The sequence below is a fragment of the Pseudomonas sp. FDAARGOS_380 genome (assembly GCF_002591235.1).
Taxonomy (GTDB): Bacteria; Pseudomonadota; Gammaproteobacteria; order Pseudomonadales; family Pseudomonadaceae; genus Aquipseudomonas; species Aquipseudomonas salmasensis.
Window position 1 is genome coordinate 6,315,744 of the sequence record NZ_CP023969.1, and the last position, 26,702, is coordinate 6,342,445.

29 protein-coding genes are annotated in these 26,702 nt (G+C 61.7%); 12 read left to right on the top strand and 17 right to left on the bottom strand.

Annotated features, from left to right (window positions below; genetic code table 11):
* Nucleotides 1-111: 111 nt before the first annotated feature.
* Both CRN80_RS29360 and cysK read right to left on the bottom strand, forming a co-directional pair.
* On the bottom strand, nucleotides 112-1,050 hold the full coding sequence (locus CRN80_RS29360; protein WP_003189633.1) for an aspartyl/asparaginyl beta-hydroxylase domain-containing protein: 939 nt from the start codon (nucleotides 1,048-1,050) through the stop codon (nucleotides 112-114).
* A 251-nt stretch (nucleotides 1,051-1,301) separates the two neighbouring features.
* Complete coding sequence (gene cysK / locus CRN80_RS29365) at nucleotides 1,302-2,276, bottom strand: cysteine synthase A (protein ID WP_032892862.1); 975 nt, start codon at nucleotides 2,274-2,276, stop codon at nucleotides 1,302-1,304.
* Nucleotides 2,277-2,403: 127 nt separating this feature from the next.
* Here cysK and CRN80_RS29370 point away from each other — a divergent pair, with 127 nt between their 5' ends.
* The 3 genes from CRN80_RS29370 to CRN80_RS29380 all read left to right on the top strand — a co-directional run bounded on the left by CRN80_RS29370 (nucleotide 2,404) and on the right by CRN80_RS29380 (nucleotide 5,712).
* A complete protein-coding gene (locus CRN80_RS29370; RefSeq protein WP_003189629.1) occupies nucleotides 2,404-3,480 on the top strand; it encodes a DUF748 domain-containing protein in 1,077 nt (358 codons plus the stop codon).
* A 208-nt stretch (nucleotides 3,481-3,688) separates the two neighbouring features.
* Complete coding sequence (locus CRN80_RS29375; protein WP_003210690.1) at nucleotides 3,689-4,534, top strand: MoxR family ATPase; 846 nt, start codon at nucleotides 3,689-3,691, stop codon at nucleotides 4,532-4,534.
* Nucleotides 4,534-5,712 (top strand): VWA domain-containing protein, encoded by a 1,179-nt coding sequence (locus CRN80_RS29380; RefSeq protein ID WP_003189625.1) that lies wholly within the window; start codon nucleotides 4,534-4,536, stop codon nucleotides 5,710-5,712. The genes CRN80_RS29375 and CRN80_RS29380 overlap by 1 nt, the downstream gene beginning before the upstream one ends.
* Nucleotides 5,713-5,820: 108 nt before the next feature.
* Here CRN80_RS29380 and CRN80_RS29385 read toward each other — a convergent pair whose 3' ends face one another.
* Genes CRN80_RS29385 through CRN80_RS29395 form a run of 3 tightly spaced genes read right to left on the bottom strand, consistent with a single transcriptional unit; the run spans nucleotide 5,821 to nucleotide 8,176 of the window.
* Nucleotides 5,821-6,738, bottom strand: coding sequence for a biotin-dependent carboxyltransferase family protein (locus CRN80_RS29385; protein WP_098952421.1), 918 nt, complete (start codon nucleotides 6,736-6,738; stop codon nucleotides 5,821-5,823).
* Nucleotides 6,735-7,439 (bottom strand): 5-oxoprolinase subunit PxpB, encoded by a 705-nt coding sequence (gene pxpB, locus CRN80_RS29390; RefSeq protein ID WP_098952422.1) that lies wholly within the window; start codon nucleotides 7,437-7,439, stop codon nucleotides 6,735-6,737. The genes CRN80_RS29385 and pxpB overlap by 4 nt, the downstream gene beginning before the upstream one ends.
* On the bottom strand, nucleotides 7,436-8,176 hold the full coding sequence (locus tag CRN80_RS29395; RefSeq protein ID WP_098952423.1) for a 5-oxoprolinase subunit PxpA: 741 nt from the start codon (nucleotides 8,174-8,176) through the stop codon (nucleotides 7,436-7,438). The genes pxpB and CRN80_RS29395 overlap by 4 nt, the downstream gene beginning before the upstream one ends.
* Nucleotides 8,177-8,351: 175 nt before the next feature.
* Between CRN80_RS29395 and CRN80_RS29400 the strand changes: the two genes are divergently transcribed.
* Nucleotides 8,352-9,272: a LysR family transcriptional regulator gene (locus CRN80_RS29400; RefSeq protein WP_032892868.1), complete on the top strand. Its 921-nt coding sequence runs from the start codon at nucleotides 8,352-8,354 to the stop codon at nucleotides 9,270-9,272.
* Between the two features lie 114 nt (nucleotides 9,273-9,386).
* Here CRN80_RS29400 and CRN80_RS29405 read toward each other — a convergent pair whose 3' ends face one another.
* Genes CRN80_RS29405 through CRN80_RS29415 form a run of 3 tightly spaced genes read right to left on the bottom strand, consistent with a single transcriptional unit; the run spans nucleotide 9,387 to nucleotide 11,274 of the window.
* Entirely contained in the window at nucleotides 9,387-9,929 is a 543-nt protein-coding gene (locus CRN80_RS29405) for a DUF2937 family protein (protein ID WP_034134972.1), read from the bottom strand.
* A 10-nt stretch (nucleotides 9,930-9,939) separates the two neighbouring features.
* A complete protein-coding gene (locus CRN80_RS29410; RefSeq protein WP_003189615.1) occupies nucleotides 9,940-10,716 on the bottom strand; it encodes a class II glutamine amidotransferase in 777 nt (258 codons plus the stop codon).
* Nucleotides 10,717-10,746: 30 nt separating this feature from the next.
* Complete coding sequence (locus tag CRN80_RS29415) at nucleotides 10,747-11,274, bottom strand: MFS transporter (protein ID WP_098952425.1); 528 nt, start codon at nucleotides 11,272-11,274, stop codon at nucleotides 10,747-10,749.
* A gap of 24 nt (nucleotides 11,275-11,298) precedes the next feature.
* Between CRN80_RS29415 and CRN80_RS29420 the strand changes: the two genes are divergently transcribed.
* Nucleotides 11,299-13,341: a S9 family peptidase gene (locus CRN80_RS29420; RefSeq protein ID WP_098952426.1), complete on the top strand. Its 2,043-nt coding sequence runs from the start codon at nucleotides 11,299-11,301 to the stop codon at nucleotides 13,339-13,341.
* Here the strand turns inward: CRN80_RS29420 and CRN80_RS29425 are convergent.
* Nucleotides 13,338-13,619 (bottom strand): hypothetical protein, encoded by a 282-nt coding sequence (locus CRN80_RS29425; protein ID WP_032892870.1) that lies wholly within the window; start codon nucleotides 13,617-13,619, stop codon nucleotides 13,338-13,340. The two genes, CRN80_RS29420 and CRN80_RS29425, sit on opposite strands and share 4 nt — an antisense overlap.
* A 78-nt stretch (nucleotides 13,620-13,697) precedes the next feature.
* Between CRN80_RS29425 and CRN80_RS29430 the strand changes: the two genes are divergently transcribed.
* The 4 genes from CRN80_RS29430 (at nucleotide 13,698) to CRN80_RS29445 (ending at nucleotide 15,920) form a co-directional block, all read left to right on the top strand.
* Entirely contained in the window at nucleotides 13,698-14,384 is a 687-nt protein-coding gene (locus tag CRN80_RS29430; RefSeq protein ID WP_003189610.1) for a spermidine synthase, read from the top strand.
* 89 nt (nucleotides 14,385-14,473) lie between these two features.
* Nucleotides 14,474-14,848 carry a YajD family HNH nuclease gene (locus CRN80_RS29435; RefSeq protein WP_003189609.1) on the top strand — a complete coding sequence of 125 codons (375 nt, stop codon included), beginning with the start codon at nucleotides 14,474-14,476 and terminating at the stop codon, nucleotides 14,846-14,848.
* Nucleotides 14,849-15,034: 186 nt separating this feature from the next.
* The gene (locus CRN80_RS29440; RefSeq protein WP_003189607.1) at nucleotides 15,035-15,502 is read left to right on the top strand and encodes an RNA methyltransferase; all 468 of its coding nucleotides are present in this window, start codon (nucleotides 15,035-15,037) and stop codon (nucleotides 15,500-15,502) included.
* Nucleotides 15,503-15,569: 67 nt separating this feature from the next.
* Entirely contained in the window at nucleotides 15,570-15,920 is a 351-nt protein-coding gene (locus CRN80_RS29445) for a DUF2892 domain-containing protein (protein WP_098952428.1), read from the top strand.
* A 142-nt stretch (nucleotides 15,921-16,062) separates the two neighbouring features.
* Here CRN80_RS29445 and CRN80_RS29450 read toward each other — a convergent pair whose 3' ends face one another.
* Together CRN80_RS29450 and CRN80_RS29455 are read right to left on the bottom strand one after the other, a co-directional pair.
* Nucleotides 16,063-17,283, bottom strand: coding sequence for a hypothetical protein (locus CRN80_RS29450; RefSeq protein ID WP_098952429.1), 1,221 nt, complete (start codon nucleotides 17,281-17,283; stop codon nucleotides 16,063-16,065).
* Between the two features lie 13 nt (nucleotides 17,284-17,296).
* A complete protein-coding gene (locus CRN80_RS29455) occupies nucleotides 17,297-17,746 on the bottom strand; it encodes a YcgN family cysteine cluster protein (protein WP_003172524.1) in 450 nt (149 codons plus the stop codon).
* Between the two features lie 154 nt (nucleotides 17,747-17,900).
* Between CRN80_RS29455 and CRN80_RS29460 the strand changes: the two genes are divergently transcribed.
* The gene (locus tag CRN80_RS29460; RefSeq protein WP_003189601.1) at nucleotides 17,901-18,494 is read left to right on the top strand and encodes a nitroreductase family protein; all 594 of its coding nucleotides are present in this window, start codon (nucleotides 17,901-17,903) and stop codon (nucleotides 18,492-18,494) included.
* Nucleotides 18,495-18,634: 140 nt separating this feature from the next.
* Here CRN80_RS29460 and CRN80_RS29465 read toward each other — a convergent pair whose 3' ends face one another.
* From CRN80_RS29465 to CRN80_RS29485, 5 genes are all read right to left on the bottom strand, one after another.
* Nucleotides 18,635-19,567: a D-2-hydroxyacid dehydrogenase gene (locus CRN80_RS29465; protein WP_032892874.1), complete on the bottom strand. Its 933-nt coding sequence runs from the start codon at nucleotides 19,565-19,567 to the stop codon at nucleotides 18,635-18,637.
* A gap of 107 nt (nucleotides 19,568-19,674) precedes the next feature.
* The gene (locus CRN80_RS29470) at nucleotides 19,675-19,968 is read right to left on the bottom strand and encodes a YcgL domain-containing protein (protein WP_005786089.1); all 294 of its coding nucleotides are present in this window, start codon (nucleotides 19,966-19,968) and stop codon (nucleotides 19,675-19,677) included.
* Nucleotides 19,965-21,098: a ribonuclease D gene (rnd, locus tag CRN80_RS29475; RefSeq protein ID WP_032892875.1), complete on the bottom strand. Its 1,134-nt coding sequence runs from the start codon at nucleotides 21,096-21,098 to the stop codon at nucleotides 19,965-19,967. Before rnd ends, CRN80_RS29470 begins: the two co-directional genes overlap by 4 nt.
* A 122-nt stretch (nucleotides 21,099-21,220) precedes the next feature.
* Nucleotides 21,221-21,820 carry a class I SAM-dependent methyltransferase gene (locus CRN80_RS29480; RefSeq protein ID WP_032892876.1) on the bottom strand — a complete coding sequence of 200 codons (600 nt, stop codon included), beginning with the start codon at nucleotides 21,818-21,820 and terminating at the stop codon, nucleotides 21,221-21,223.
* Between the two features lie 101 nt (nucleotides 21,821-21,921).
* Nucleotides 21,922-23,292, bottom strand: coding sequence for a glutamine synthetase family protein (locus CRN80_RS29485; RefSeq protein ID WP_098952431.1), 1,371 nt, complete (start codon nucleotides 23,290-23,292; stop codon nucleotides 21,922-21,924).
* A gap of 448 nt (nucleotides 23,293-23,740) precedes the next feature.
* On the opposite strand from CRN80_RS29485, the gene CRN80_RS29490 reads away from it, so the two are divergent.
* A complete protein-coding gene (locus CRN80_RS29490; protein WP_032892878.1) occupies nucleotides 23,741-24,514 on the top strand; it encodes a transporter substrate-binding domain-containing protein in 774 nt (257 codons plus the stop codon).
* Nucleotides 24,515-25,087: 573 nt separating this feature from the next.
* On the opposite strand, the gene cynR is transcribed toward CRN80_RS29490, so the two are convergent.
* Nucleotides 25,088-25,939 carry a transcriptional regulator CynR gene (cynR, locus tag CRN80_RS29495; RefSeq protein ID WP_098952433.1) on the bottom strand — a complete coding sequence of 284 codons (852 nt, stop codon included), beginning with the start codon at nucleotides 25,937-25,939 and terminating at the stop codon, nucleotides 25,088-25,090.
* A gap of 112 nt (nucleotides 25,940-26,051) precedes the next feature.
* On the opposite strand from cynR, the gene CRN80_RS29500 reads away from it, so the two are divergent.
* Nucleotides 26,052-26,693 carry a carbonic anhydrase gene (locus CRN80_RS29500; protein ID WP_003189587.1) on the top strand — a complete coding sequence of 214 codons (642 nt, stop codon included), beginning with the start codon at nucleotides 26,052-26,054 and terminating at the stop codon, nucleotides 26,691-26,693.
* Nucleotides 26,694-26,702: the final 9 nt, after the last annotated feature.

The window sequence follows — 26,702 nt, forward strand, 5'->3', positions numbered from 1 at the left end:
TAATGTGGGAGCGGGCTTGCTCGCGAAGGCGGTGAGTCAGTCAAGAATGTATCGACTGACACTCAGTATTCGCGAGCAAGCCCGCTCCCACAGTTTTGACCGTATTTCAGATCAGCCGAACAGCCACTTCCACAGCAGTACCAAGACGACTACCGCCAGCACCGGCCGCGCAATACGGTAGGCCTTCGGATGCTTGCGTTTCCACTGCTTGACCTGGCCGCTGAACTTGTCGCTGAAGGTCTTGCTCCAGGCGTACGCCTGGTTGATGCCGCCCACGCGCTCGTCATCGAGGTTCTGCGGCGCGGTCGCGCGGCCCAGTTGCTTGCTGACCCAGCGGTTGATGCGGGTCATCACGCGGTTGCTCAGGGGGCGCTCAATGTCGCAGAACAGGATCACGCGGGTCTGTTCGGTTTCGTTTTTCACCCAGTGCACGTAGGTTTCGTCGAACATCACGTCTTCACCATCGCGCCAGGCGTAGACCTGGCCGTCGACGAAGATACGGCAGTCGTCGGAGTTCGGCGTGGCAAGCCCCAGGTGATAACGCAGGGAACCGGCGAACGGGTCGCGGTGCGGGTTGAGGTGGCTGCCGCCCGGCAACAGCGCGAACATCGCGCCCTTGACGTTAGGGATGCTGCTCACCAACGCCACAGTCTTGGGGCACAGTGCCTCGGCCGAAGGCAGCGGTTTGTCGTACCACTTGAGGTAGAAACGCTTCCAGCCCTTCTTGAAGAACGAACCGAAACCGGCGTCGTTGTTCTTTTCGGCGGCGCGGATGTAGCCCTCGTCGAACAGGTGCATGGCCTCTTCGCGGATCACTTCCCAGTTGTCCTTGAGCACATCCAGTTCCGGGAACTTGCTACGGTCCAGGTACGGCTTGGACGGCACCGCGGAAAACAGGTACATCAGGGCGTTATAGGGGGCGAACAGCGCCGAATGGTTGACGAACTGACGCAACATCGGCAAACGGGCCTTGCCACGCAGGTGCACATACAGCGTGCTGCCGATGAACAGCAGCAACACCGACAATTTGGCGGCCAAAGAAAAGGTCATGCAGCAACTCCTGGAAATAAGCGCCTGGCCAGCAAATTTCCGTCAATGGGAAACCAGACGTAACAGCCGGCCATGATAAACACTTGAGCCATTATGCAGAAGGCCCAGGAAAACGGACTGACCTGTATCAACCCCCCGCAACCCTTGTAGGAGCGAGCTTGCTCGCGAAGAACGTCAACGATAACGAGGGTTTACTGATACAACGTGGCGTTCTCAGGTTTTTCGCGAGCAAGCTCGCTCCTACAGTCGTTTCAGGCCTGGTTTTCCTGTTCGGTAAACAAATCGCTGAACAACATGCTCGACAGGTAGCGCTCACCGGAGTCCGGCAAGATCACCACGATAGTCTTGCCCTGCATTTCCGGCTTCTCGGCCAGACGCACGGCCACGGCCATGGCGGCACCACAGGAGATCCCGCACAGAATGCCTTCTTCCAGCATCAAGCGCCGGGCCATGGCCTTGGACTCCTCGTCGGTCGCCAGCTCCACGCGGTCGACCATCGACAGGTCGAGGTTTTTCGGCACGAAACCGGCACCGATGCCCTGGATCTTGTGCGGGCTGGGCTTGATCTCTTCACCTGCCAATGCCTGGGTGATCACCGGGGAAACCATGGGCTCCACGGCCACCGACAGGATCGGCTTGCCCGCCGTGTTCTTGATATAGCGCGATACCCCGGTGATGGTGCCGCCGGTTCCTACGCCCGCCACCAGCACATCCACGGCGCCGTCGGTGTCGTTCCAGATTTCCGGGCCGGTGGTTTTCTCGTGAATGGCAGGGTTTGCCGGGTTGTCGAACTGGGCCGGCATAAAGTAGGTGGCCGGGTCGCTGGCGACGATCTCGGCGGCCTTGTCGATGGCACCCTTCATGCCCTTGGCCGGCTCGGTCAGCACCAGTTCGGCGCCGAGAGCCTTGAGCACTTTACGGCGCTCAAGGCTCATGGACGACGGCATGGTCAGCAGCAGTTTGTAGCCACGGGCGGCGGCGACAAAGGCCAGGCCGATACCGGTATTACCTGAAGTCGGCTCGACAATGGTCATGCCCGGCTTGAGCTTGCCGCTGCTTTCCGCATCCCAGACCATGCTGGCGCCAATGCGGCACTTCACCGAATAGCCGGGGTTACGCCCTTCGATCTTGGCCAGGATCGTCACGCCCCGCGGTGCGATGCGGTTGATCTGAATCAGGGGCGTGTTACCGATGGAGTGCGCGTTGTCTGCAAAGATGCGGCTCATGGCGGTTCCTATTGTCGAGGCGTTGGGAAAGGCCCCAAGGGTATGCCTCGTGCTCCCAAGCGTCCAGACGGAGGAACGTTGCGCCAATCAGAACAGTCAATCTCCTACAAGCAAGGAGAACTGCCCTATGAAACGTCGCTACAGTTGGCCGTTAGGGACCATCGCCGCTCTGGTGCTGGTCTTGATTGCCATCCACCTTGCGCTGCCCTACCTGGTGCGCAACTACCTGAACGACAAACTCGCCAACATGGGCGATTACCGTGGCGAGATTGCCGATGTGGACCTGGCGCTATGGCGCGGCGCCTACCGGATCAACGGCCTGCAAATCGTCAAGGTGGACGGCAAGGTCCCGGTGCCGTTCGTCAAGGCGCCGCTGATCGAGTTCGCGGTGAGCTGGCATTCGCTGTGGTACGACCATGCCGTTGTGGCCGAGGGGCATTTTGTGCGCCCGCAGATCAACTTTGTCGATGGCGGTGCCAACAAGCAGGCGTCCCAGACCGGTAAAGGTACCGACTGGCAGGAACAACTGCGCAAACTGTTGCCGATCACCCTCAATGAAGTGCGCATCGAAGACGGCGAGATCGCCTTCCATAACTTCAGCTCCAAGCCTCAGGTGAATATCAACGCCACCGGGGTCAACGCCAGCTTCTATAACCTGACCAATGTGGTGGATGTCAAAGGCAAGCGCGACGCGCGCTTCGAAGGCAAGGCGCTGCTGCAAGGCCAGGCGCCTCTGGAGGCCAACGCCACCTTTGACCCGCTGAGCGATTTTGAAGAGTTCGAATTCCGCTTCCGCGCCCGCGACCTGCAACTCAAGCGCATGAATGACTTCGCCTCAGCCTATGGCAAGTTCGACTTCAAGGCCGGCACGGGTGACGTGGTGATCGAAGCCCAGGCTGAAAATGGCCGGCTCACCGGCTATATCAAGCCGCTGCTGCGCGATGTGGAGGTGTTTGACTGGCAACAAGACGTTGAAAACCAGGACAAGAATATCTTCCGCTCGATCTGGGAAGCCGTGGTGGGCGCCAGCGAAACCGTGCTGAAAAACCAGCGCAAAAACCAGTTCGCCACCCGTGTGGAGCTGAGCGGTAGCGTGCATCAGCAAAATGTCAGTGCGTTTTCGGCGGTGATCGCGATTCTGCGCAATGGGTTTATCCAAGCGTTCAATGCTCGGTATGAACAGCCCAAGCCCAGCGCTGATTAACCCTGTGGGGCTTGCCTGCGATGGCGGTGGGTCAGCCAACTAATCTTTCGCTGATACATCGCTATCGCAGGCAAGCCAGCTCCCACACGTCCTGTATGGGCCTAGGCCGATGTGACCCGCCATTCAGAGACTGAATGCCCCGTCTGCGTTCACAGTCGCCGGGGCTGCGCGGTATAGTCAGGCCATTGATGAATTCGAGGAATGACCGATGAAGTTCGAAGGCACCCAGGCCTATGTGGCTACCGATGACCTGAAACTGGCCGTCAACGCCGCCATCACCCTGGAGCGGCCGTTGCTGGTCAAGGGCGAACCGGGCACCGGCAAGACCATGCTTGCCGAGCAACTGGCCGAATCCTTCGGTGCCAAGTTGATCACCTGGCACATCAAGTCCACCACCAAGGCGCATCAAGGCCTGTACGAGTACGACGCGGTCAGCCGCCTGCGTGACTCGCAACTGGGCGTAGACAAAGTGCACGACGTGCGCAATTACCTGAAGAAGGGCAAGCTCTGGGAAGCTTTCGAGTCCGAAGAGCGGGTGATCCTGCTGATCGATGAAATCGACAAAGCCGACATCGAGTTCCCCAACGACCTGCTGCAAGAGCTCGACAAGATGGAGTTCTACGTCTACGAAATCGACGAGACCATCAAGGCCAAGAAACGCCCGATCATCATCATTACCTCCAACAACGAAAAAGAGCTGCCGGACGCGTTCCTGCGCCGCTGTTTCTTCCACTACATCGCCTTCCCCGACCGCACCACCCTGCAAAAGATCGTGGATGTGCACTACCCGGACATCAAGAAAGACCTGGTCAGCGAAGCGCTGGACGTGTTCTTCGATGTGCGCAAGGTGCCGGGCCTGAAGAAAAAACCTTCCACCTCCGAACTGGTCGACTGGCTCAAGCTGCTGATGGCCGACAATATTGGCGAAGCGGTGCTGCGCGAGCGCGACCCGACCAAGGCCATCCCGCCCCTGGCTGGCGCTTTGGTTAAGAACGAGCAAGACGTGCAGTTGCTGGAGCGTCTGGCGTTCATGAGCCGTCGCGGTAATCGCTGATGCTGCTCAACCTGTTCAACGAAATGCGTGCCGCCAAGGTACCGGTATCGGTGCGCGAGCTGCTCGACCTGATCAACGCGCTCAAACAGCGCGTGACCTTCGCCGACATGGACGAGTTCTACTACTTGGCCCGGGCGATCCTGGTCAAGGACGAGCGGCATTTCGACAAGTTCGACCGGGCCTTCGGTGCCTATTTCAACGGCCTGGAAAAGCTCGACGACCACCTGCAGGCGCTGATCCCCGAGGAGTGGCTGCGCAAGGAGTTCGAACGCTCGTTGAGCGATGAAGAACGCGCGCAGATCCAGTCCCTGGGTGGCCTCGACAAGCTCATCGAAGAATTCAAGAAACGCCTGGAAGAACAGAAAGAGCGCCATGCCGGTGGCAACAAGTGGATCGGCACCGGCGGCACCAGCCCCTTTGGTTCCGGCGGCTACAACCCCGAAGGCATTCGCGTCGGTGACGCCGGCAAGCGCCAGGGCAAGGCCGTAAAAGTCTGGGACCAGCGCGAGTACAAGAACCTCGACGACCAGGTGGAACTGGGCACGCGCAACATCAAGATCGCCCTGCGCCGCCTGCGCAAATTTGCGCGCCAGGGCGCGGCCGAAGAGCTGGATATCGACGGCACCATCGACCACACCGCCCGCGATGCCGGCTTGCTGAACATCCAGATGCGCCCCGAGCGGCGTAACACCATCAAGCTGTTGCTGCTGTTCGACATCGGCGGCTCGATGGATGCCCACGTGAAGATCTGCGAAGAGCTGTTCTCCGCGTGCAAGACCGAGTTCAAGCACCTGGAGTACTTCTACTTCCACAACTTCGTGTACGAATCGGTGTGGAAGAACAACCAGCGCCGCACGTCCGAACGCACCTCCACCCAGGACCTGCTGCACAAATACGGCGCCGATTACAAAGTGATCTTTATCGGCGATGCGGCCATGGCGCCTTATGAAATCACCCAGGCAGGTGGCAGCGTCGAGCATTGGAACGAGGAGCCGGGGTATGTGTGGATGCAGCGCTTCATGGCCAAGTACAAGAAGCTGATCTGGATTAACCCCTACCCGAAAGATACCTGGGGCTATACGGCGTCGACGGGGATTGTGCGGGAGTTGGTGGAGGATCAGATGTATCCGCTGACGCTACGCGGGCTGGAAGAAGGTATGCGCTTTCTCTCCAAATAACACCACCGCCTTACTGTAGGAGCGAGCTTGCTCGCGAAAAACCTGAGACCGCCGCGTACATCTGGATGCCCGCGTTATCGTTGACGTTTTTCGCGAGCAAGCTCGCTCCTACAAGGGTTGGCTAAACCGCTGCAAAAACTTGATGTGCTGCCGATGCGCCACCTCCTGCACCACCGGGGCCAGCCGCACCTTCTGCCCCGGCAGACATTGCGCCAGCCGCGCCAGCGACAAGGGCGTCAGCGCTCCCAGGCGCGGATAACCACCGATCGTCTGCCGGTCATTGAGCAACACAATCGGCTGCCCATCCGGGGGCACCTGGATCGCGCCCAACGGTATCCCTTCGGAAATCAACGACGGCCCCTGGTACTGCAACGGCGTGCCCAGCAAGCGCATACCCATGCGGTCGGCACGGCTGTCCAGGGCCCATTCGCTGTTGAAGGCGTCGAACAGACTCTGCCCGCTGAACTGGCCTATCTGCGCGCCGATGATCACGTCCAGCGATGCACCGGACTGCACATCCGGCTCGGCCAGCACCTTCATCGCACCGCCCGTACCGGAATAAGCCAACCGCCCGCCTTCGGCCAACGCCTTGCCGAAACCGTCCACCCCGCCCAACGCTTCGCGCACCACCGTTGCACAACTGCCCAGTACAGCCTGCGCATCAAAGCCACCAGGTGCCGCAAGATAAGCGCGCGCGCCATTGAACGGCTGGGTGAAGCGCAGGCGCTGGCCCTTTTGCAGGATAAAACTGCGACCGGGGCTGATCGCGCGCTCATCGACATAGGCACCCAGATCCGCACCGGCCAAGGCCAGCAGGCAATAGTCCTCAGCCTGCAGGGTAAAGCCGCCCAGGGTGATTTCCACCACCGGCGCATCCAGGGCATTGTCCAGCAGCCAGTTAGCCCAGGACATCGACACCCAATCCAGCGCGCCGCCCTGGGTCACGCCCAGATGACGCACGCCAAACCGCCCGGCGTCCTGCAACAGGCACAGCGGTGTGCTGGCCTCGATGATCAAGCGGCTCATGCCTGCGCCTCCAGCGGCGTGTCATCGCCACCCAGGTTGACGAATTCGGCGTGGCTGACCGGGGCGAAGCGCACCGTGTCGCCGGGCTGCATCAGGCTGTAGCCGTCGCGCTCACGGTCGAACAGTTTGGCCGGGGTGCGGCCGATCAGGTTCCAGCCGCCTGGGGACACCACCGGGTACGCGGCGGTTTGCCGTTCGGCGATGCCGACGCTGCCAGCGGCCACGCGTTTGCGCGGCGTGTTGAGGCGCGGCGTGGCGAGCACTTCGTCCACCAGCCCCATAAAGGCAAACCCTGGAGCAAAACCGAGGGCGAACACCTGGTACTCGTGGACGCTGTGGCGGCGGATCACCTCCTCCACGGCCAGCCCGCTGCGCTGGGACAACAGGGCCAGTTCCGGGCCGACACTCAGGTCGTACCACACCGGCAGCACATGGCACTGGCCGCTGCCCTGAGCCTGGGGTTGCAGATCGGTGAGGGCCTGGTCGATCAGCGCCCGGGCCTGGGCCGGGGTGAGCACCGTGAGATCGTAATGCACCATCAAGGTGGTGTAGGACGGCACCAAGTCCACCAAGGCCGGGCCAAAACCGTTGCGCAGGCGCTCGGTAGCCGCGAGCATCCACGGCATGTTGGCTTCGGCGATCACGTCAAACAGGCGCACCATCAGGCAGTCGATCGCCACCACTTCAATGCGTGGGTTCATGCTGTTTTCAACGCTTCGCGGATACGCTGCACGGCGGCGACCGAACTGGCGTTGTCGCCATGCACACACAGGGTATTGGCCTGGAGTACCAATGGGCTGCCGTCGCTGGCAATCAGCGCTTCGCCACGGGAAAGGGTCAGGGCCTGCTGCACGATGGTCTCGGCATCGTGATGCACCGCGCCCGGCAACTGCCGGGACACCAAATGGCCCTTGCTGTCATAGGCACGGTCGGCAAAGGCTTCGAACCACAGGGTCACGCCGTATTCGTCGCCCAAGGCCTGGGCCGCGCGGTTGTCGCGGGTGGCCAGCAGCATCAGCGGCAGGTCGCCGTAGGCCGCCACGGCCTGGATCACCGCACGCAATTGCGCCGGGTTGGCCATCATGTCGTTGTACATCGCGCCATGGGGTTTCACATAGCTGACGCGCCCGCCCTGGGCCCGGCAGATGCCGTCCAGTGCGCCGATCTGGTAGTGCAACAGGTCCTGGATTTCCTGCGGCGTGTAGTTCATGGAGCGCCGGCCGAAGCCTTGCAGGTCCTGGTAGGCCGGGTGGGCGCCCACTTGCACACCGTGCTTGAACGCCAGGCTGACGGTCTTGCGCATGATGCTCGGGTCGCCCGCATGGAAACCGCATGCCACGTTGGCGCAATCAATGAACGGCATGACCTCGGCGTCCAGACCCATGGTCCAGTTGCCAAAGCTTTCGCCGATGTCGCAGTTCAGTAGCAGGCGGCTCACGGTGGTCGCTCCTGTAGGATTTGTTTTCTTGTAGTGTGGGATTTTTTACGCAGAACTCGCAACTTGTCCTGACACCCCAACGACGCTTATCGTGGAATAGCTCGATTTTTGGCGCTTGCCCGGTGCGACGTCCAACTAATAAAAACCGATCCATGCATAAGAAAAAGTTGATCCCATGAATTTGAAGTTCCTCGAAACCTTCGTCTGGGTGGCCAAGCTCAAGAGCTTCCGGCTCACGGCCGAGAAGCTGTTCACCACCCAAGCCTCGATCTCCAGCCGCATCGCGGTGCTGGAAAGCGAGTTGGGGGTGAAGCTGTTCCTGCGTGATTCGCGTGGCGTGAGCTTGACGCCGGAAGGCTTGAAAGTGCTCGACTATGCCGAGCAGATGATGGTGACCATGCAGGGCTTGAAGCAGTCCCTGGAGACTACCAGCAGCAAGGTCGGGCGCATTCGGATCGGCGCGATGGACACGGTGATCCACACCTGGCTGAGCCCGCTGGTTGCTGAATTGATGAAGCTGTACCCGCTGGTAGAGATCGAGTTGATCGCCGATACCGCGCTGAACCTCAGCGATCAGCTGCAAAAAGGCTTCCTCGACCTGATCCTGCAAACCGACCTGCTGCGCCTGGAAACCGTGCGCAGCCTGGAGCTGGCCAGCCACCCCATGGCCTGGATCGTGGCCAGCCAGTCGATCTACAACCGCGACTACGCGTCCCTCGCGGAACTGGCCCAGGAACGCATCATCACCTACTCGAAAAACTCACACCCGCATCAGGACGTGTTGAGTTTGATGCAGGCCAATGGCGTGGCCGCACCGCGCATGAACTGTGTGAACTCGGTGTCGGCGATCACCCGGTTGCTGCGCGATGGCTTCGGCATTGGCGCGCTGCCGCCGGTGCTGGTCAGCGAAGAGCTGGAGCGAGGGGAATTGGTGATGCTGCCCATGGCCCAGCGCCTGCCGAACTTGCAGGTGGTAGTGTCGTGGCGCGTGGGGGTGGAATTGGTGGAGGAGATTGTGGGGTTGTGCCAGAAGGTCGTGGCGCGCTATGCCGAGGAAGTGGGTACAGAACGCATGCAACTGAATAAACCCGACTGATCGTTCCCACGCTCTGCGTGGGAATGCAGCACAGGGCGCTCTGCGCCCTCACGCGCGACGCGGAGCGTCAGAAAAAGCATTCCCACGCGGAGCGCGGGAACGATCAGTGGGTCGTTACAGGCCCTTAAGGTCCCGCTCTTCGATGGGCCGGCTCTGGCGCAGGCGCCGGCCGCCCAACACCACCCAATCGATCAAGCGATACAGGCATTCAATGCCGAATGACAACAACATCGCCCCGCCCAGGCCCCACCCCATGGCTTCAGGCGTCAGCAGAATCTGGTAGCTGTAACCATTCCAGGTTTCCAGACGGATATCCGGGTCGGCGGCCACCGCCACCTGCAGGGCGCGGATGTACCACGGGCCTTGCATGGCCTGGTATTGCTTGTCCAACTCGAGTTGGCGATCGAGCATGGCGCCCAGGCTGCTGGCGTCGCTCTGGAATACCGGGTCATCGCTGGCGCGGTAATGCGCCACCAAGGCTTGCATATCACCGTTGAAGAACTGCTGCGCCGTGGACTCGAAACCGCGCAAGCCGGTCTGAGCCTCGATCAGGTGGGCCTCGACGCGCTTGGCGTAGTCATTGATAAACCCCGGCACCTGCACGCCGACCAACAAGCCAACGGCAAACAATACCAACCGCAGATAGCTCAGCAACATGCTCGATTCCTTACTCGGTAACGCCCTGGCTGACACATTCACCGCGTCGCCACAGGCTCCATTGGCCCGGTTCGTAGCGGGTCCAGTTTTCGTTGTCGGTCAAGGGTTCGGTGGCGATCACCGTTACCACATCATTGGGGGTGGTTTCGGCCTGAAAATCGACGATCACGTCGACATCTTTCAAGCGCGCCGGGCCAAAAGGCGCACGCCGGGTGATCTGCGCCAGCTTGGTCGAGCAATAGCAGAACAGCCAGTCGCCGTCGCTGAGCAGGCAGTTGAACACGCCTTTGCTGCGGTACTCGGCGCAGGCGGCGATCAGGTCGGGCAGCACCTGTTCGATGTCCACCGGCTCGGGGAAGGCCTCGCGCACGCGGTTGAGCAAGTCGCAGAACGCCGCTTCGCTGTCGGTATCACCCACCGGCCGGTAGAAGGTGGCGCGGGGGTTAAAGTCCGCCAGTTGGCCGTTGTGGGCAAAACACCAGTTACGCCCCCACAGCTCGCGCACGAACGGATGGGTATTGGCCAGGCTGACCTTGCCCACATTGGCCTGGCGGATATGGCCAATCACCACTTCGCTCTTGATGGGGTAACGCTGCACCAGCAACGCGACTTCTGACTCGCTGCTGGCGGCCGGGTCCTGGAACAAGCGCAGGCCACGGCCCTCATAGAAGGCAATGCCCCAACCGTCGCGGTGCGGGCCAGTGCGCCCACCGCGCTGCATCAGCCCGGTAAAGCTGAACACAATATCGGTGGGGACGTTGGCACTCATGCCCAATAATTCACACATGCCAGGGCTCTCGCTGCAGGGCAAACAACGTTAAAGGCGCGGTTCGACCCGCACACCACCGGCAGGCGCCGGGCGACGGAACGGTTCGTCGTCTTCCGGCTCGGCGGCCAAGGCGGCATCCGCAGCCGCCTTGCGCTCACGGCGAGCGTTGGCGGCGCGTTCGATGGGCCAGCGAATCAGCACAAACACGATGTACAGGGCAAACGCAATCATCGTGTACATGAACAGGTCGGAAATGGCGCGCCAGGCGTTGTTGCCGACCTTGAGCACCAGGTCCAGGGCGGTAATGGCCACGGCCGGCGCAAACTGGGTCTTGACCGGGTCGACAATGGTCGGGCTGAACAGCAACACCGCCATCAGCAATTGCAGGGGCTCGCGCAGCCAGCGCCAGATCCAGCGGGTCATGCGCCACCACACCAACAGGCAGCCCAAAGCGGCGAAGGCGTAAAGGCCCCAAGCGGTCAGATAGTCGTTCTCGGTCATGGTGTCCATGGCAAGGTTGGCAAACAGGCGGCTATGATAACGGCTTTTGCGTGTCGCGGCTGCAATGCCTGCCACCGTCTGCCAGATAGGGAATTATCCATGCCTATTTCCACCGCACCGATTGCCCGCAAGGCCCCAGGCCCAGACCCGTACGCCTGGCTGCAAGAACGCGACAACCCTGAGGTGCTCGACTACCTCAAGGCCGAAAACGCCTGGCAGGAAGCCCAACTGGCCGATCAGCAGGCGTTGCGCGAGACCCTGTTCGACGAGATCAAGGGCCGCATTCTGGAAACCGACCTGTCCCTGCCCTCCCCTTGGGGCCCGTATTTGTATTACACCCGCACCACCGCCGGCGACGAGTACGCCCGCCACTACCGCTGCCGCCGCCCGGCCGATGACAGCAACCAGGTGGACGCCAGCAGCGAGGAACTGTTGCTGGACCCGAACGTGCTGGCCAATGGCGGCTTTTTCTCCCTGGGCGCGTTCAGCATCAGCCCCGACCACCAACGCCTGGCCTACAGCCTCGATACCAGCGGCGAAGAGATTTACACCCTGTTCGTGAAGGAATTGGCGACCGACAAGGTCAGCGAACTGGCGTTCGACAACTGCGACGGCAGCATGACCTGGGCCAATGACAGCCTGACCCTGTTTTTCGGCGAACTGGACGACACCCACCGCCCGCACAAACTGTATCGCTATCGCCTGGACGGCACCGCCGCGCAGGAAGTGTTCCACGAGCCCGACGGCCGTTTCTTCCTGCATTGCTACCGCTCAAGCTCCGAGCGCCAACTGTTGCTGGCCCTGGGCAGCAAGACCACCAGCGAAGTCTGGGCGCTGGACGCCGAGCAACCGCACCTGGCCTTCACCTGCCTGGCGCCACGGGTCGAAGACCACGAATACGACGTCGACCACGGCAAGCGCAATGGCCAATGGACCTGGTTTATCCGCAGCAACCGCGACGGCATCAACCATGCGCTGTACGTGGCCGCCGACACCGGCACGCCGCCCACCGAAGCCGACTGGCACAACCTGATCCCCCACAGTGATGAGGTCATGCTCGACGGCGTGAGCCTGAACGCCGACGCCATGACCTTGAGCCTGCGCATTGGTGGCCTGCCAGTCATCGAAGTGCACCCTGAGAACGTGCCGGCCTATCGGGTGCAATTGCCTGACGCCGCCTACAGCCTTTACGTGCAGAACAGCCTGGAGTTTCCCAGCGACAAGATCCGCCTGCGCTATGAGGCCTTGAACCGTCCGGCCCAAGTGCGCCAACTCGACCTGGCGACAGGCGCGCAGGTCGTGCTCAAGGAAACCCCGGTGCTGGGCGTCTTCAACGCCGACGTTTACGTTAGCCAACGCCTGTGGGCCACTTCTGCCGACGGCACCCAGGTGCCCATCAGCCTGGTGGTCAAGCGTGACCAGCTCGGCAAGCCGACGCCGCTGTACCTGTATGGCTACGGCGCCTACGGCTCAAGCCTGGACCCGTGGTTCTCCCATGCGCGCCTGAGCCTGCTCGACCGTGGCGTGGCGTTTGCCATCGCTCATGTGCGCGGCGGCGGTGAGCTGGGGGAAGCCTGGTATCGCAACGGCAAGCAGGAACACAAGCAGAACACCTTCAGCGACTTTGTTGCCTGCGCCGAGCATTTGATCGCCGAGGGCCTGACCACCTCCCGGCAACTGGCGATCAGCGGCGGCAGTGCCGGTGGCCTGTTGATCGGCGCGGTACTCAACCAGCGCCCGGAGTTATTCCAGGCGGCGATTGCCGAAGTGCCGTTCGTCGATGTGCTCAATACCATGCTCGACCCGGAACTGCCGCTGACCATCACCGAGTACGACGAATGGGGCAACCCCGAGGACCCCGAGGTGTACGCGCGCATCAAGGCCTACGCGCCCTACGAGAACGTCCGCGCCCAGGCTTACCCGGCCACGCTGGTGATCGCCGGTTATAACGACAGCCGCGTGCAGTACTGGGAAGCCGCCAAGTGGGTGGCCAAGCTGCGGGCTACCAAGACGGACGACAACCTGCTGCTGCTCAAGACCGAGCTGGGTGCCGGCCATGGCGGCATGAGCGGGCGCTATCAGGGCCTGCGTGACGTCGCCCTCGAATATGCCTTTGTGTTCAAGGCCCTCGGCCTGGTCTAACCGCCTGGCGTCTTTGGCTTGCTGTCGTTCTGCTGCAGGCCAGGGACCGTCTGGTCCTTGGGCGGCGCCGGCAGCACGATGGGCGCCAGCGGTGGCGCGCCATTATGAGTCTTGGGCGCTACGGGCGGCGTGACTTGCGGGTACAACGTGGGCGTTGGCGTGCCCGGCGCGCCTGGGGTTGGCGTGGGCGCGACCGGTACGGTTTGTAACTCCTGAGCCTGCGCGTTACCCAATGCGAGCGCGCTCAACACAATGACCGTTAGAATGCTGCACTTCATCGATGGCTCCATGGCCTGACCGGAATGCCTTAAGGCTACTCCCAACCGCGCAAGAATGCCCTTCCCAATGAGATTTCCATGAAACGTTTCGTTCTGCTGGACACCACCCCAATCCCCGACAACGGCGGCGCCTTGTGCCTGTTCGAATACGGCGAAGACTTTGTCATCAAGATCCAGGGCGGTGACGGTGGCCAGTTGATGAACACGCGCATGCACGGCTCCGAAGATGCCCTGGCGGAGATTCCCTGCCGCAAAGTGGCCGGGCGCCCGGGTTCACGGGTGCTGATCGGCGGCCTGGGCATGGGCTTTACCTTGGCCGCGGCGCTCAAGCACTTGGGCAAGAGCGCCGAAGTGGTGGTGGCCGAACTGGTGCCCGGCGTCGTGGAATGGAACCGTGGGCCGCTGGGGGAAAAGTCCGGCCGCCCGCTGCTGGACCCGCGCACCGTGGTCCGCCAGGAAGACGTTGCCAAGGTACTGCAGGCCGAACCCCAAGGCTTTGACGCGATCATGCTCGACGTCGACAACGGCCCCGAGGGGCTCACGCAAAAGGCCAACAGTTGGCTGTACTCGGCCAGTGGCCTGGCCGCTTGTGCCAAGGCTCTGCGGCCCAAAGGCGTGCTGGCGGTGTGGTCGGCCAGCGCCGACAAGCTGTTCAGCGACAAACTGCGCAAGGCCGGTTTCAAGGCCGAGGAAGTGCAAGTATTTGCCCATGGCAACAAGGGCACGCGGCATACCATCTGGATTGCAGAGAAGCTCAAGGGCTGATCACGGTTGATTCAATCGCGCCAATCCCCGGTGGGAGCGGCTAGAATCAACCTTGTCCGTGAACCACCCAACAATAGCCAGGAGCCATGATGAGCTCGAACAACCCGCCCTCCCACACCGCCAAGCTGGACCGCATCCTCGCCGATGCCCAGCGCGACCGCGAAATGGGCTACCGCGATAAAGCCTTGAAGATGTACCCCCACGTGTGTGGCCGCTGCGCCCGTGAGTTTTCCGGCAAGCGCCTGAGTGAACTGACCGTTCACCACCGTAACCACAACCATGATGACAACCCCCAGGACGGTTCCAACTGGGAGTTGCTGTGCCTGTACTGCCACGACAACGAACACTCGCGCTACACCGACCAGCAATACTTCGGCGAAGGCTCCACCAGCAGCCCGAGCATTGCCAAGGCGACGCACAACCCGTTTGCGGCGTTGGCGGGGTTGATGAAGAAGGACGACTGAAGCCCTGGCTGACTGTCCCGGCCCTTTCGCGAGCAAGCCCGCTCCCACATTTTGATGTGTGAACACATTCAAATGTGGGAGCGGGCTTGCTCGCGAAGGCGGCGGCTGCAACAACACATAACTTGTTCCCGACCGCCGTCCCACATTCCCCGTATAATCGCCGTTTTTCTCAAGGCACCCTTCCCCGTGGGCAATAAACGCTACAGCTGCATCGGTCTGTATAACCCCAAATCCCCCGAAAACGTCGGTTCGGTGATGCGTGCCGCCGGCTGCTACGGCGTGGCCTCGGTGTTCTACACCGGCGTGCGTTACGAGCGCGCCCGGGATTTCATTACCGACACCAAGAAGGTGCACCACGACATCCCGCTGATCGGCATCGACGACCTGAAAAAGATCCTGCCCTTAGGCTGCATCCCGGTGGCCGTGGAACTGGTCGAAGGCGCCCGCCCGTTGCCTGAATACACCCACCCCGACCGCGCGCTGTATATCTTCGGCCCCGAAGACGGCTCCCTGGACAAAGAGATCCGCGACTGGTGCGAGGACGTGGTGTACATCCCCACCACCGGCTGCATGAACCTGGCGGCCACGGTCAACGTGGTGCTCTATGACCGCCTGGCCAAGGGCAACAACACCCGTTCGGGCCCCAAGTACTGAGATTGCGGGAACATCCGGCACGTGCGCGCAGTCAGCTAGTAACACTTGCCCTTGTTGGAGACTGATCATGAGCGACAGCAAAACCTTGCGACCTGTCATCGAAGCCACACCGTTGAAGCCTCAACCCACCCAGAACGTGCATGGCTGGGAGCGCATCGGCTCGGTGGCCGGCGGTGCGATGATGGTGGGTAAAGGCCTGCGCCGCGGCGGGATTTTCGGCTTGATCCAGGTGGCGATTGGTGGCGTGGCACTGGCCCGTGGCTTTACCGGGCACAGTTCGCTCAAGGACAAACTGGAGCAGGGCCGCCAGGAAATGAACAGCGTGCGCACGAAAATCGAACGCGCCGGGGAAGAGCTGAAGAACCTGAAGACCAAGGCCGAAGTGGCGGCTGAAAAGGCGGTGGAACCTAAAGCCTGATCTAAGACTTGGACATGCTGGAGATTCAAATGTGGGAGGGGGCTTACCCCCGATAGCAGAGTGTCAGCAGCCTACTTTTTGCTGACCCACCGCCATCGGGGGCAAGCCCCCTCCCACATTTTGAATTGCACAGGGGTTGGGATCAGCGCAGTAGTTTGCTGTCCAGCACCACCGACGACTCACCGATCACGCTCTCGGCCAACTGCACGAACTCTTGGGTGTTGATGCTGTTCACCCGCATCACCGCCTGCGCCAGATCGTCCAGGGAGCGTTTGTTGTGGGTCTTCACGCGGATCTCTCGGTCCAGCTCCTGCAACACCACCACTGAACGCGCCAGCGTCGCGCCGTTGACGTGCTCGCCTTTGAGCGTGGTGACGTCTTTGCCTTCCTTGGTCAGCCGCGCCTGGATCGCCGCATAGCGTTCATCGGTGATGCCGCCGGCACGTCGCATCAGTTCAATCGCGTAGTACTCGCCCAAGCCCTCGCTGATCCAGTCGCTGCTGTCGTGGTCATTAAAGCGTCCGATGGCCTGCACCACTTCGCGCAGCAACGGGCTGCTGCCATTTTCGCCCACCAGCGGCGTGCGGCTGTTGAGGTAGATCGAATCGCGTAACGAATAAGCGCCCCGCCGCATCGGGTCACTGGCACCGACGATCAACAGCTTGCCGGGATGGCGCGGGAACGCGGCTTCCACCTGGGGCCAGACAAACGTCAGCAACGTCAGCACGTCCATGCGACGCATGCCCTGACCCTTGGGCGAGGCCACGGTGACGTCGGTTTCACCCAGGCGCAGGCGGCGGCTGCCGAGGTTGCCCGCCAGCATCCAGCCGGTGGGGCGGTCGAACAGGCGGGAGACGTTGTCGATGCGAAATTTGTTTTGGCCAATGCGCGGCCAGGCGGTTTCGACGCTTTTCCACCCCGTCGGCAGTTCGAACAGCAGGCGTGAGACCAACTCGATGCCGTCTTGCTGGTCGAGACGTGCGGCCGGCACCAGGTCTTCGCCGCGCAGTAACGCCCAGGCGGGCGTGATCCGCGTGTCATAGACGCCAGGCTTGCGCGCATGGGCCAGGCGCACCCGGTAGGTCAGGCTGGCCTTATCGGCGCTGGGTTGCCACAGGCCACGGTTGCCGGTGATCTGCCACTGGCCATCGGCCTTGAAGTCGCTGTAGTCACCGTCACGGCCCAGGTCGAAGTTCAGGCTGCGAACCGCCGCGCCCTGGGACAGGCTGACGCGCACCTCGGCCTGCTGGCTTTGGGGCAACAGCTTGATGTGGTAATCCAGGTCGACTTTCTTCGCGCACCAGCCCGGCCCGCTCAGCGCCAGCACGACCAGGCCCGCTGCCCACTTGGCGGCCACCTTCATACACACTCCTCGTTCAGCCTGCGCGAAAAATCAGGTAATCCTCCCAGTCGTCCTCGGGCACGCTGCCTTCGCTGAGCATGCGCCCGGACTGGGAAATGCGTTCGTGGTGCACCGCGTCACGGTCGCCGCAGACCAGGTGATGCCACAGCGGCAAGTCCTTGCGCTCGCTGACCAGGCGGTAACCGCAGGTCGGCGGCAACCATTTGAATTGGTCGGCCTGGCCCGGCGTGAGCTGGATGCAGTCGGGTACCGAGGCGCGGCGGTTGGGGTAATCGGTGCACTGGCAGGTTTTCAGGTCGAGCAGTTTGCAGGCAATACGCGTGTAATAGACGCTGTTGTCGTCTTCATCCTCAAGCTTTTGCAGGCAGCACAGGCCACAGCCGTCGCACAATGACTCCCACTCCTCTTGGTCGAGGTGCTCAAGGGTTTTGCGTATCCAGAAAGGTTCGACTTTGGCGGCCATGGCTCTGCATCAGTATCGGAAGGTGAAAAGGCCGCCAGTCTAGTGCCCAAGCCCGTTGGGGCCAAGCGCTTACGACTGACGGTGTTGCAAGGCTTGTCAGGCCTGGTTGGGCGCAGTAGCGTTGAATCCCGGTTTTTTTCATCAGGATCTGTCCATGAGCAATAACCCCCGCGTTGCCGATTACCCGATCCACACCCAATTCACCGAGCGCTGGTCGCCCCGCGCCTTTACCGGCGAGAGCATCCCGCAGGAGACGCTGCTGAGTTTCTTCGAAGCCGCACGCTGGGCGCCTTCGGCCTACAACTCGCAGCCGTGGAGGTTTCTGTACGCGCGCCGTGACACGCCGGATTGGGAGCGTTTCCTGGGCCTGCTCAATGAATTCAACCGCAATTGGGCACAGCATGCGTCGGCCCTGGTGATCATCGCGTCGAAAACCGACTTCATCGCCCCCGGCGCCACCGAAGAAACCCCGGCGCTGTGGCACACCTTTGACACCGGCTCGGCCTGGGGCCACCTGGCGCTACAAGCCAGCCTCAGTGGCTGGCACACCCACGGCATGGCCGGTTTCGATCAGGAACTGACCCGCAAAGAGCTGAAGATTCCCCAGGGTTATGCGCTGCATGCAGCCGTGGCGGTGGGCAAGCTGGGGGACAAGTCGAGCTTGCCGGAGTACCTGCAAGGGCGCGAAATGCCGAGCCCGCGCAAGCCGTTGAGCGAACTGGTGTCCGAGGGGGACTTCAGCCTCTAAGCATCACCCTCTGACCCTCTGTAGGAGCGAGCTTGCTCGCGAAAAACTCACAGGCGCCGCGTTTATTCAGAAAGTACGCGTCATCGTTGAGGTTCTTCGCGAGCAAGCTCGCTCCTACAGGAGGCCATTGGGCGAGCTGCTCAGTAACCGCGCTCGAAATCCACTTCCCCGCGCAATGCTTGCTTGGCCTGATACGCCCGCAGGTTCTGCACAAACAACTCCACCATCATCGGCGGCGAGGTCGGGGCCGAGCTGTGCCCGGTCAACAGCAACCCCCACGCCGTCCAGAACGGGTGGCGTTGCGGCAAAGGCTCCTGGCGGCACACGTCGATCACCGCGCCGGCCAGATGCCCTTCTTTGAGCGCCTCGACCAGGTCGGCGTCCACCACCGCCACGCCGCGCCCGACGTTGATAAACAACCCGGTGGGCTTGAATTGCTTGAACAGCGCCGCGTCGTACAAATCATGGGTATCAGGCGTGTTGGGCAGCAGGTTGATCACGTAATCCACCTCCCCCACCAGCCGGCCCAATTGGTCCAGCCCGGCCACTTCGATAAACGGTGCCTGCTCGCGGGCCTGGCTGGCGATGCCATACAGTTGCACGCCAAACGGCAGCAGAAACTCGGCCACGCTCTGGCCGATGTCTCCGGTGCCGACGATCAGCGCCTTGCGCCCCGACAGGCTCTGGCCCATGCGGTTATCCCACTTGCGCTCCACCTGGCTGACCAACCGCGCCAGCACTTCGCGCTCGTGGCCCAGCATGTAGGTGAGGACAAACTCGGCCATGACCTGGCCATAAATGCCCACCGCGCGGGTCAGGCGATAGTCGCGGGGCAAGCCGTCGGCCAGCAGCGGCGTGATACCCGCCCAGGTCGATTGCAGCCATTGCGGGTGATGGCCCTGGCGCAGCAAGGTCGCCAGCAGGTCGGGCTGGCCCAACCACACCGGGCAGTCGGCGGCCAGGCGCGAAAGTTCGGCCGAGTCACCGCTGGTCAGCACTTCGAGGTCTGGGGCGGCGTCCCTGAGCAATTGGGCGTAGAGCGGATGATCCTGTTCAGCAATCAGAACACGCATGGTTCAAACCTTTGAAAAAACAGTGCAGACGGCCGCCCGCATCCTTACGGCCACCGTCCTCTAATACGATTCCATTGAAACTGTGCCCTGAGGCGGGCACTGGTCGATCACATCGGGTCGTTGCGGCGCAGCAGCTCTTCGGGCAAGTGCTCGATGTACTCGTCCTCGGCCGGCGGCATTTGCAGGTGGTAGCCCTGCTTGTCGAGGTTTTCCAGGACCACGGTGATGTCTTCGCGCGACAGCTTGCGCTCCGGCGTCAGCACCATGTCAAAGGCGTGATGCGCCTTGCCGAAGGCGTCCATCAACGGCTCGGGTACGCGCTCCAGGGCATCGCTCTTGAGCACATAGAGGTACATGCCGTCTTTTTTCTTGCTGCGGTAGATGGAGCAAATACGTTTCAAGGCTGTTCTCCGGCATTGGCCAGGCTGTCGAGCAACGCCTGGCCCATCAACTCACGGCGCCAGCCACGCAGCGAGTCTGGCAATTGGTAAGGCCCATCGGGGTAGCCACTTTTAACCAGGGCTTCGAGGGTTTTCTTGCGCAGCATCAGTTCCGGCGCCATGTCCAGGCGCTCGGCGAAGGTTTGGCCCAGGGCTCGCAGTTGCTTGATCAACGCGGCGGCGTCCACGGGTAACGGCTCTGCCACGGCAGGCGGCCATTGGTCCATGGGCACGCTACCAGCGCGCTTGATCAGGTCCAGCAAAAACTGGCCGTCCTGGCGCACGGTGCGCGGGTGCATGTCTTCGATCTTGCCCAGGGCGGCGAGGTTATCCGGCTGGGATTTGGCCAAGGGCCACAACGAGTGTTCGCGAACGATGCGGTTGCGCGGCAAGTCGCGGGCACGGGCCTGCTGCTCGCGCCAGGCGCACAGTTCACGCAGCACCGCCAGTTGGGCACGGGACAATTTCCACGCCAGCTTGGCGTCGCGGTACAGCTCGTAGGGGTCGATCTCGCGGCGCAGGTTGGCCACCAGTTCGGCGCCGTCTTCCAGTACCCAGGCGTATTTGTCGTCCGACAGTTGCGGGCGCAGGCGGGTGTAAACCTCGGCCAGGTGCACCGCGTCTTCGGCGGCGTAGCTGATCTGCGTCTCCGACAATGGCCGCTGCAGCCAGTCGGAGCGGGTTTCACCCTTGGGCAGCTCGATATCCAACACCGCTTGCACCAGGCGCGAGTAGCCCATGGAGAAACCGAGGTTGAGGTACGCCGCCGCCAATTGGGTGTCGAACAACGGCACCGGCAAGCTGCCGGTCAAGCGCAACAGCACTTCCAGGTCTTCGCTGCAGGCGTGCACCACCTTGATCACCGCTGGGTTTTCCAGCAAGGCGGCCAAAGGTTGCCAATTGTCGATGGTCAGGGGGTCGATCAGGTAAGCGCGCACGCCATCACCGATCTGGATCAGCCCGGCAATAGGGTAAAAGGTGTCGACCCGCATGAATTCGGTGTCGAGGGCGACGAATGGCAACTGCTGCCATTCGGCGCAATGCTGGCCGAGGCTATCGTTGTCGCAGATCCAGTGAATATCGATGGCCACACGGCTCTCCCTTGAAGAATGGCGCGCAGTATATATCGCGAAAGGGGCTTGCGAGCATCCGCAGTGCACACGCCATCATGAAAACTCCGACAGGAGATGAAGAATAGTCCGACAAAGGGGAGTTATCCCTTCTTACGCAAAACGTAGACGCACCATAGTCGCGAGCCCGGCAGGAACTCTTGGTAGTTGAGGATTTTGAAACCGGCTTGGCGAAACTCGCTCTCTACCGGCGTGCCCACGTTCACGGCAACAATCACGGTGTCGCGGCTGACGCGGTGAAATTCATGCAACAACATGAGTCGCGCATCGCTGTCGGGCACATGGCGAAACAAATCCAGGCAGAAAATGCAGTCCACCGCATTCGCCGAAAGGCCAATGGAAAACGCCGACCCCTGGAATGTTTTGACACGCTTGAGCAACGCGCCCGGGTGATGGGTACGTGCGTGATCGAGCATCGCCTGGGAGTTGTCCGAGGCCAGGATCACGCGGTTGACGTGTTCGGCCAGCACCGGCCAGAAGCGCCCGGAACCGCACGCCAGGTCGAGGATAAGCCCAGGCTCGCCCGCCACCTTCAGGGCTTGGCGCACCAGCCGCGCATCGCGCCACGCCGACAGGCGCTGCAACAGCCTGGGCGGACGCGGGTCGCCACAGCCCCTGGCATGCTCACGGTCATAGCGCTCGGTGAATTCGGTCTCGATGGAGGATGGAGGTTGTGGCGACATCGCGGGCTCATGTGAATGAAACGGTAGTAAACGACCTTGATTCGCAGCTTAACCGCCGCAACGTGAAAAAAAGGTCGAAAGCCCCTACCCGCTAAAATCGATCATGCCTGGTGCAAATACCAGCGCCAATCCTGCTCCCCCACCTCGCCCATGAACTGGCGGTATTCGGCACGTTTGACCGCCAGATAAACGCCGAGGAATTCACGCCCGAACGCGTCCGGCGCCCAGCGGGAAGCTTCAAGCGCGCGCAAGGTGGTCAGCCAGTCGGTGGGCAGCAGTTCGTTGGCCTGGGCATAACCGTTGCCTTCCACCGGGGCACCAGGGTCGAGCTGTTCGCGGATGCCTCGATGAATACCGGCCAGAATGGCGGCTGCGGCCAGGTAGGGGTTGGCGTCGGCGCCACAGATGCGGTGTTCGATATGCCGGGACTGGGCCGGGCCACCGGGCACGCGCAGGCTGACGGTGCGGTTGTCCACGCCCCAAGTGGCGGCGAGCGGCGCATAGCTGTTGGTTTGGAAGCGCCGATAAGAGTTGGCGTTGGGGCAGAACATCAACAGTGAATCGAGCAAGGTACTGAGCATGCCGCCCACGGCCTGGCGCAGCAGTGGCGTGCCGTCGGCCGCCTCACTGGCAAACAGGTTATTGCCCTGGGCATCGGCCAGGCTGACGTGCATATGCATGCCTGTACCGGCCAGGTCGTCGAACGGCTTGGCCATGAAACAGGCGGTCATTCCATGCTTGTGCGCCACGCCCTTGACCAGGCGTTTGTAGCGCACGGCTTCGTCCATCGCCTGCAACGCGTCGGGGCGGTGTTCGAGGGTGATTTCCACTTGGCCCGGCGCGTATTCGGAGATGGCCGTGCGCGCCGGAATGCCTTGCAGCTTGCAGGCGCTGTAGAGGTCGGCAAGAAACGGCTCGATCTGCTCCAGCTCGCGCAGGCCGTAGACCTGAGTCGAGCGCGGACGATTGCCATCCACATCCCGTGCCGGTTGCGGGCGGCCGTTGCTGTCGGGCTTCTGGTCGAGCAGGTAGAACTCCAGCTCCGCCGCCATTACCGGGTAATAACCGTCGGCCTTGAGCGCGTCGATAACTTTGGCCAGCAGGTGCCTGGGGTCGGCCACGGTGGCGGGCAGGCCTTCGGTGGGGTGCATGCTGACTTGCACCGCCGCGGTGGGGATCAAGCGCCACGGCATGCGCTGCAAGCTGCCGCTGATCGGGTAGGCGCGGCAGTCGATATCCCCCACCTCCCACACCAGCCCGGAGTTTTCTACGTCATCGCCATTGATAGTCAGGCCGAGGATGGTGCTGGGCAGGGGCCGGCCACTTTCGTAAACCGCCAGCAGTTCGTCGCGATGCAGCAGTTTGCCGCGTGGTACGCCGTTGTTATCGAGGATAAACAGCTCGAACATCTCAATGTCGGGGTTCTGTTCAAGGAACGCCTGGGCTTCGTGCAGGCTGGCAAAAACACTCATGGGAATTCTCATACGTTTGCGTCAGGCAAGCGCACAGGCGCCGCCGGGCAGATGCGCACAGGTGCGCGTCATCCATGGGGGTAGATCAACGTAGGAGAGAGGTATCTGGCGGGCGCGCGTGCCGGCAATGGAACAAGGCCCAGAACGCAAGCGCAGACGGCAATGTCGCGGTGTGAGTGTCGGGGCAAGCGTGCATGCGCAAGTCACAGTGAGAGAGATACCTGAGCGTCACACGGTGGGATACGCGGGTCAATTCAGGCTTGACGGAGTTTGGTTGCAGTTTGGCTAAACATTCTGTCTGTAGGAGCGAGCTTGCTCGCGAAGATCGTCAACGAAAACGCGGGACGCCAGATTCACAGCGGCGCACTCAGGTTTTTCGCGAGCAAGCTCGCTCCTACAAAAAACGGGCATTATGGCGGCTTCGACCGTGCCCTAAGGATTCGACTCCATGAAAGCGCCTCTGGCCCTCTGTGTACTGGCAAGCCTGGCCAATGTCGCCCTGGCCGACACCGCCGCGTCACGCCTTGACGAAGTGATTGCACGCGGCACCCTCACCGTGTGTACCACCGGCGACTACAAGCCTTACACCTCGCTGCGCAGCGACGGCGGCTACGAAGGCATCGACATTGCCATGGCCGAGTCCCTGGCCAAGAGCCTCAACGCCAAAATCAACTGGGTGCCCACCACCTGGAAAACCCTGATGCCGGACTTTCTGGCCCAACGCTGCGACATCGCCGTGGGCGGTATTTCCGTGTCGTTGGAACGTCAGAAAAAAGCCTTCTTCAGCCAGTCGCTCGGGGTCGATGGCAAGATCCCACTGGTACGCTGCGCCGACGTGCAGCGCTACCAGACGGTGGAACAGATCAACCAGCCCCAGGTGCGGGTAATCGAACCGGCGGGCGGCACCAACGAAGTGTTTGCCCGTGCACACTTGGGCCAGACGCAGATTCGCCTGCATGACAACGTAACGATTTTTGATGAACTGCTGACGGGCAAGGCCGATGTAATGATCACCGACGCCAGCGAGGCGCGTTATCAGCAGAAGCTCAAGCCTGGGTTATGTGCAGTCAACCCCGAGCAACCGATGCAGTACAGTGAAAAAGCCTTTTTGCTGCCGCGCGATGATGTGGCCTGGAAGAGTTATGTGGATCAGTGGTTGCATTTGAGTGTGGCGACCGGGGCGTATGCGGGGATTGTCGGGCAGTGGTTGGCTGCGCCATAAATGTGGCCCCCCGCGGTCTAAATGTGGGAGCTGGCTTGCCTGCGATTGGCCATAAGTACCTACACAAAAAGCTGCTGCTGCCCAAGGTAACCACGATGCGAAGCGAGCCGCTCTTGATCTTGATCTGCTTTTGATCTTAGGCGCCCCGTTAAACCACGCTGGCCGGAATTCGCCAGGGATTTGGGGGGTAAACCGGCAGGGATGCCGGTTTAGCCGCCCCGCGCCATGGATGGCGCGTGGCGGCGGCCCCCCAAATCACTGGCGAATTCCGGGCACACCGAGCCTAAGCGAGGTGCCGAGTGGTGGGGCAAGAGCGCTTTGCTTACTTTCGCGCTTTTCGAAAGTGAGCCGCCGTCAGGGCGGAACCCTAAGTGGCCGTTACCTAAATAACGGATATGTACCCGGTCCAACTGTGTTGACTGCCAGGCCGCCTTCGCGAGCAAGCCCGCTCCCACATTTGAATCGCGGGGCATCAGGTAGAAAGGCGTCGGCTGGCGGGCCGCCATCGCAGGCAAGCCAGCTCCCACAGTTTGATCGCGGGGTGTCAGGTAGATAAGCGCAGGCTGTCCGGCCCTACTCCTTGATCAACGCTACAAACGCCGCACACGCAGCGCTGCGATACCCCCCCTTGCGGCTCAACAAGGCCGCAGTACGCTGCGGCAACGCAGGCTCGATCACCACAGCATGCAGACCCGCCTGAGCCTCGGCCAGTGCCCGGGGCAGGATAGTTGCCAGGGGCGTGCTGCGTACGATCTCGATAATCGCACTGATGGAATTGGCTTCCATGGCAATCTGCGGTTTAACCCCTTGCCGGTGGCAGTAATCGTCGATATAGCGGCGGGTGGCAAAGCCAGTGTTCAGCAGCACCAGAGGCTGTTCGAGCCAGGCCGGTTGTGTGCGTTCGGGATGACTGGTACTGACGACCAGGCTCAGCTCTTCGACAAACAGCGCCTCACAGTCGATCTCTAGCCCATGCTCGCCAGTAAACCCGATGCCGATATCCAGCAGGTCCTCCCCCAGCGCGGCTTCGATACGGTCTTGGGTCAGTTCCTCGATGCTCAGGGTGATGCCGGGGTACAGCGCATTGAACCGTGCCAGCAGCGGGCCGATCAGGTAGGCAGTAAAGGTCGGCGTCATCGCCAGACGCAAATGCCCTCGGCGCAGGTCCTGCACGTCGTGTATCGCACGGGTGCCGGCCTGCAGATCCTGCAAGGCCAAGCGCGCATAGCGTACGTACGCCTGCCCCGCGTCGGTCAGGCTGATGCTGCGCCCGGTGCGGTCCAGCAGTGGCGCGCCCAGGTTTTCTTCCAGTTGCTTGATCTGCTGCGACAAAGTCGGCTGCGACACGTGCAGCGCCTCGGCAGCCCGCGTGAAGTTGCGGTGCTCGGCAACGGCCAGCAAGTAACGGATATGACGCAACAGCATGGGCAGCGCTCCAACTATAGGCATAGCTTATAGACAGCATCATAAACCGGTCTTGGACGCTATAACCGAAAACTTCCATCCTTGCCCCATCAGCGACGCAAGGAGAACCACCATGCAGCATCTCATCGACGGCTTTCGCAAATTCCAACGTGAAGCCTTTACCCCTCGCAGTGACTTGTTCAAACACCTGGCGACCACGCAAAACCCCGGCACCTTGTTCGTGTCCTGCTCTGACAGCCGCGTAGTCCCCGAGCTGTTGACCCAGCAGGAACCCGGTGACCTGTTCGTCATCCGCAATGCCGGCAACATAGTGCCGTCCTACGGCCCGGAGCCTGGCGGTGTGTCGGCCACGGTCGAATATGCCGTAGCGGTGCTGGGCGTCAGCGACATTGTGATTTGCGGGCATTCGGACTGCGGCGCGATGACTGCGATTTCCACCTGCAAATGCCTGGACCACCTGCCCGCCGTGGCCAACTGGTTGCGCCATGCCGAGTCGGCCAAAGTGATCAATGCCGCCCGCACACATGCCTCGGACGCTGCACGCCTGGATGCCTTGGTGCGCGAAAACGTGGTCGCCCAACTGGCTAATCTCAAAACCCACCCTTCGGTCGCCCTGGCGCTGGAACAAGGCCGGATGAACCTGCATGGCTGGGTGTACGACATCGAAACCGGCGGCATTGACGCTTTGGACGGGCACACCGGGCGCTTCGTCTCCCTGCTCGACCACCCCAGCACCCGCGCCCACGCCGCCTGAACCTTATTC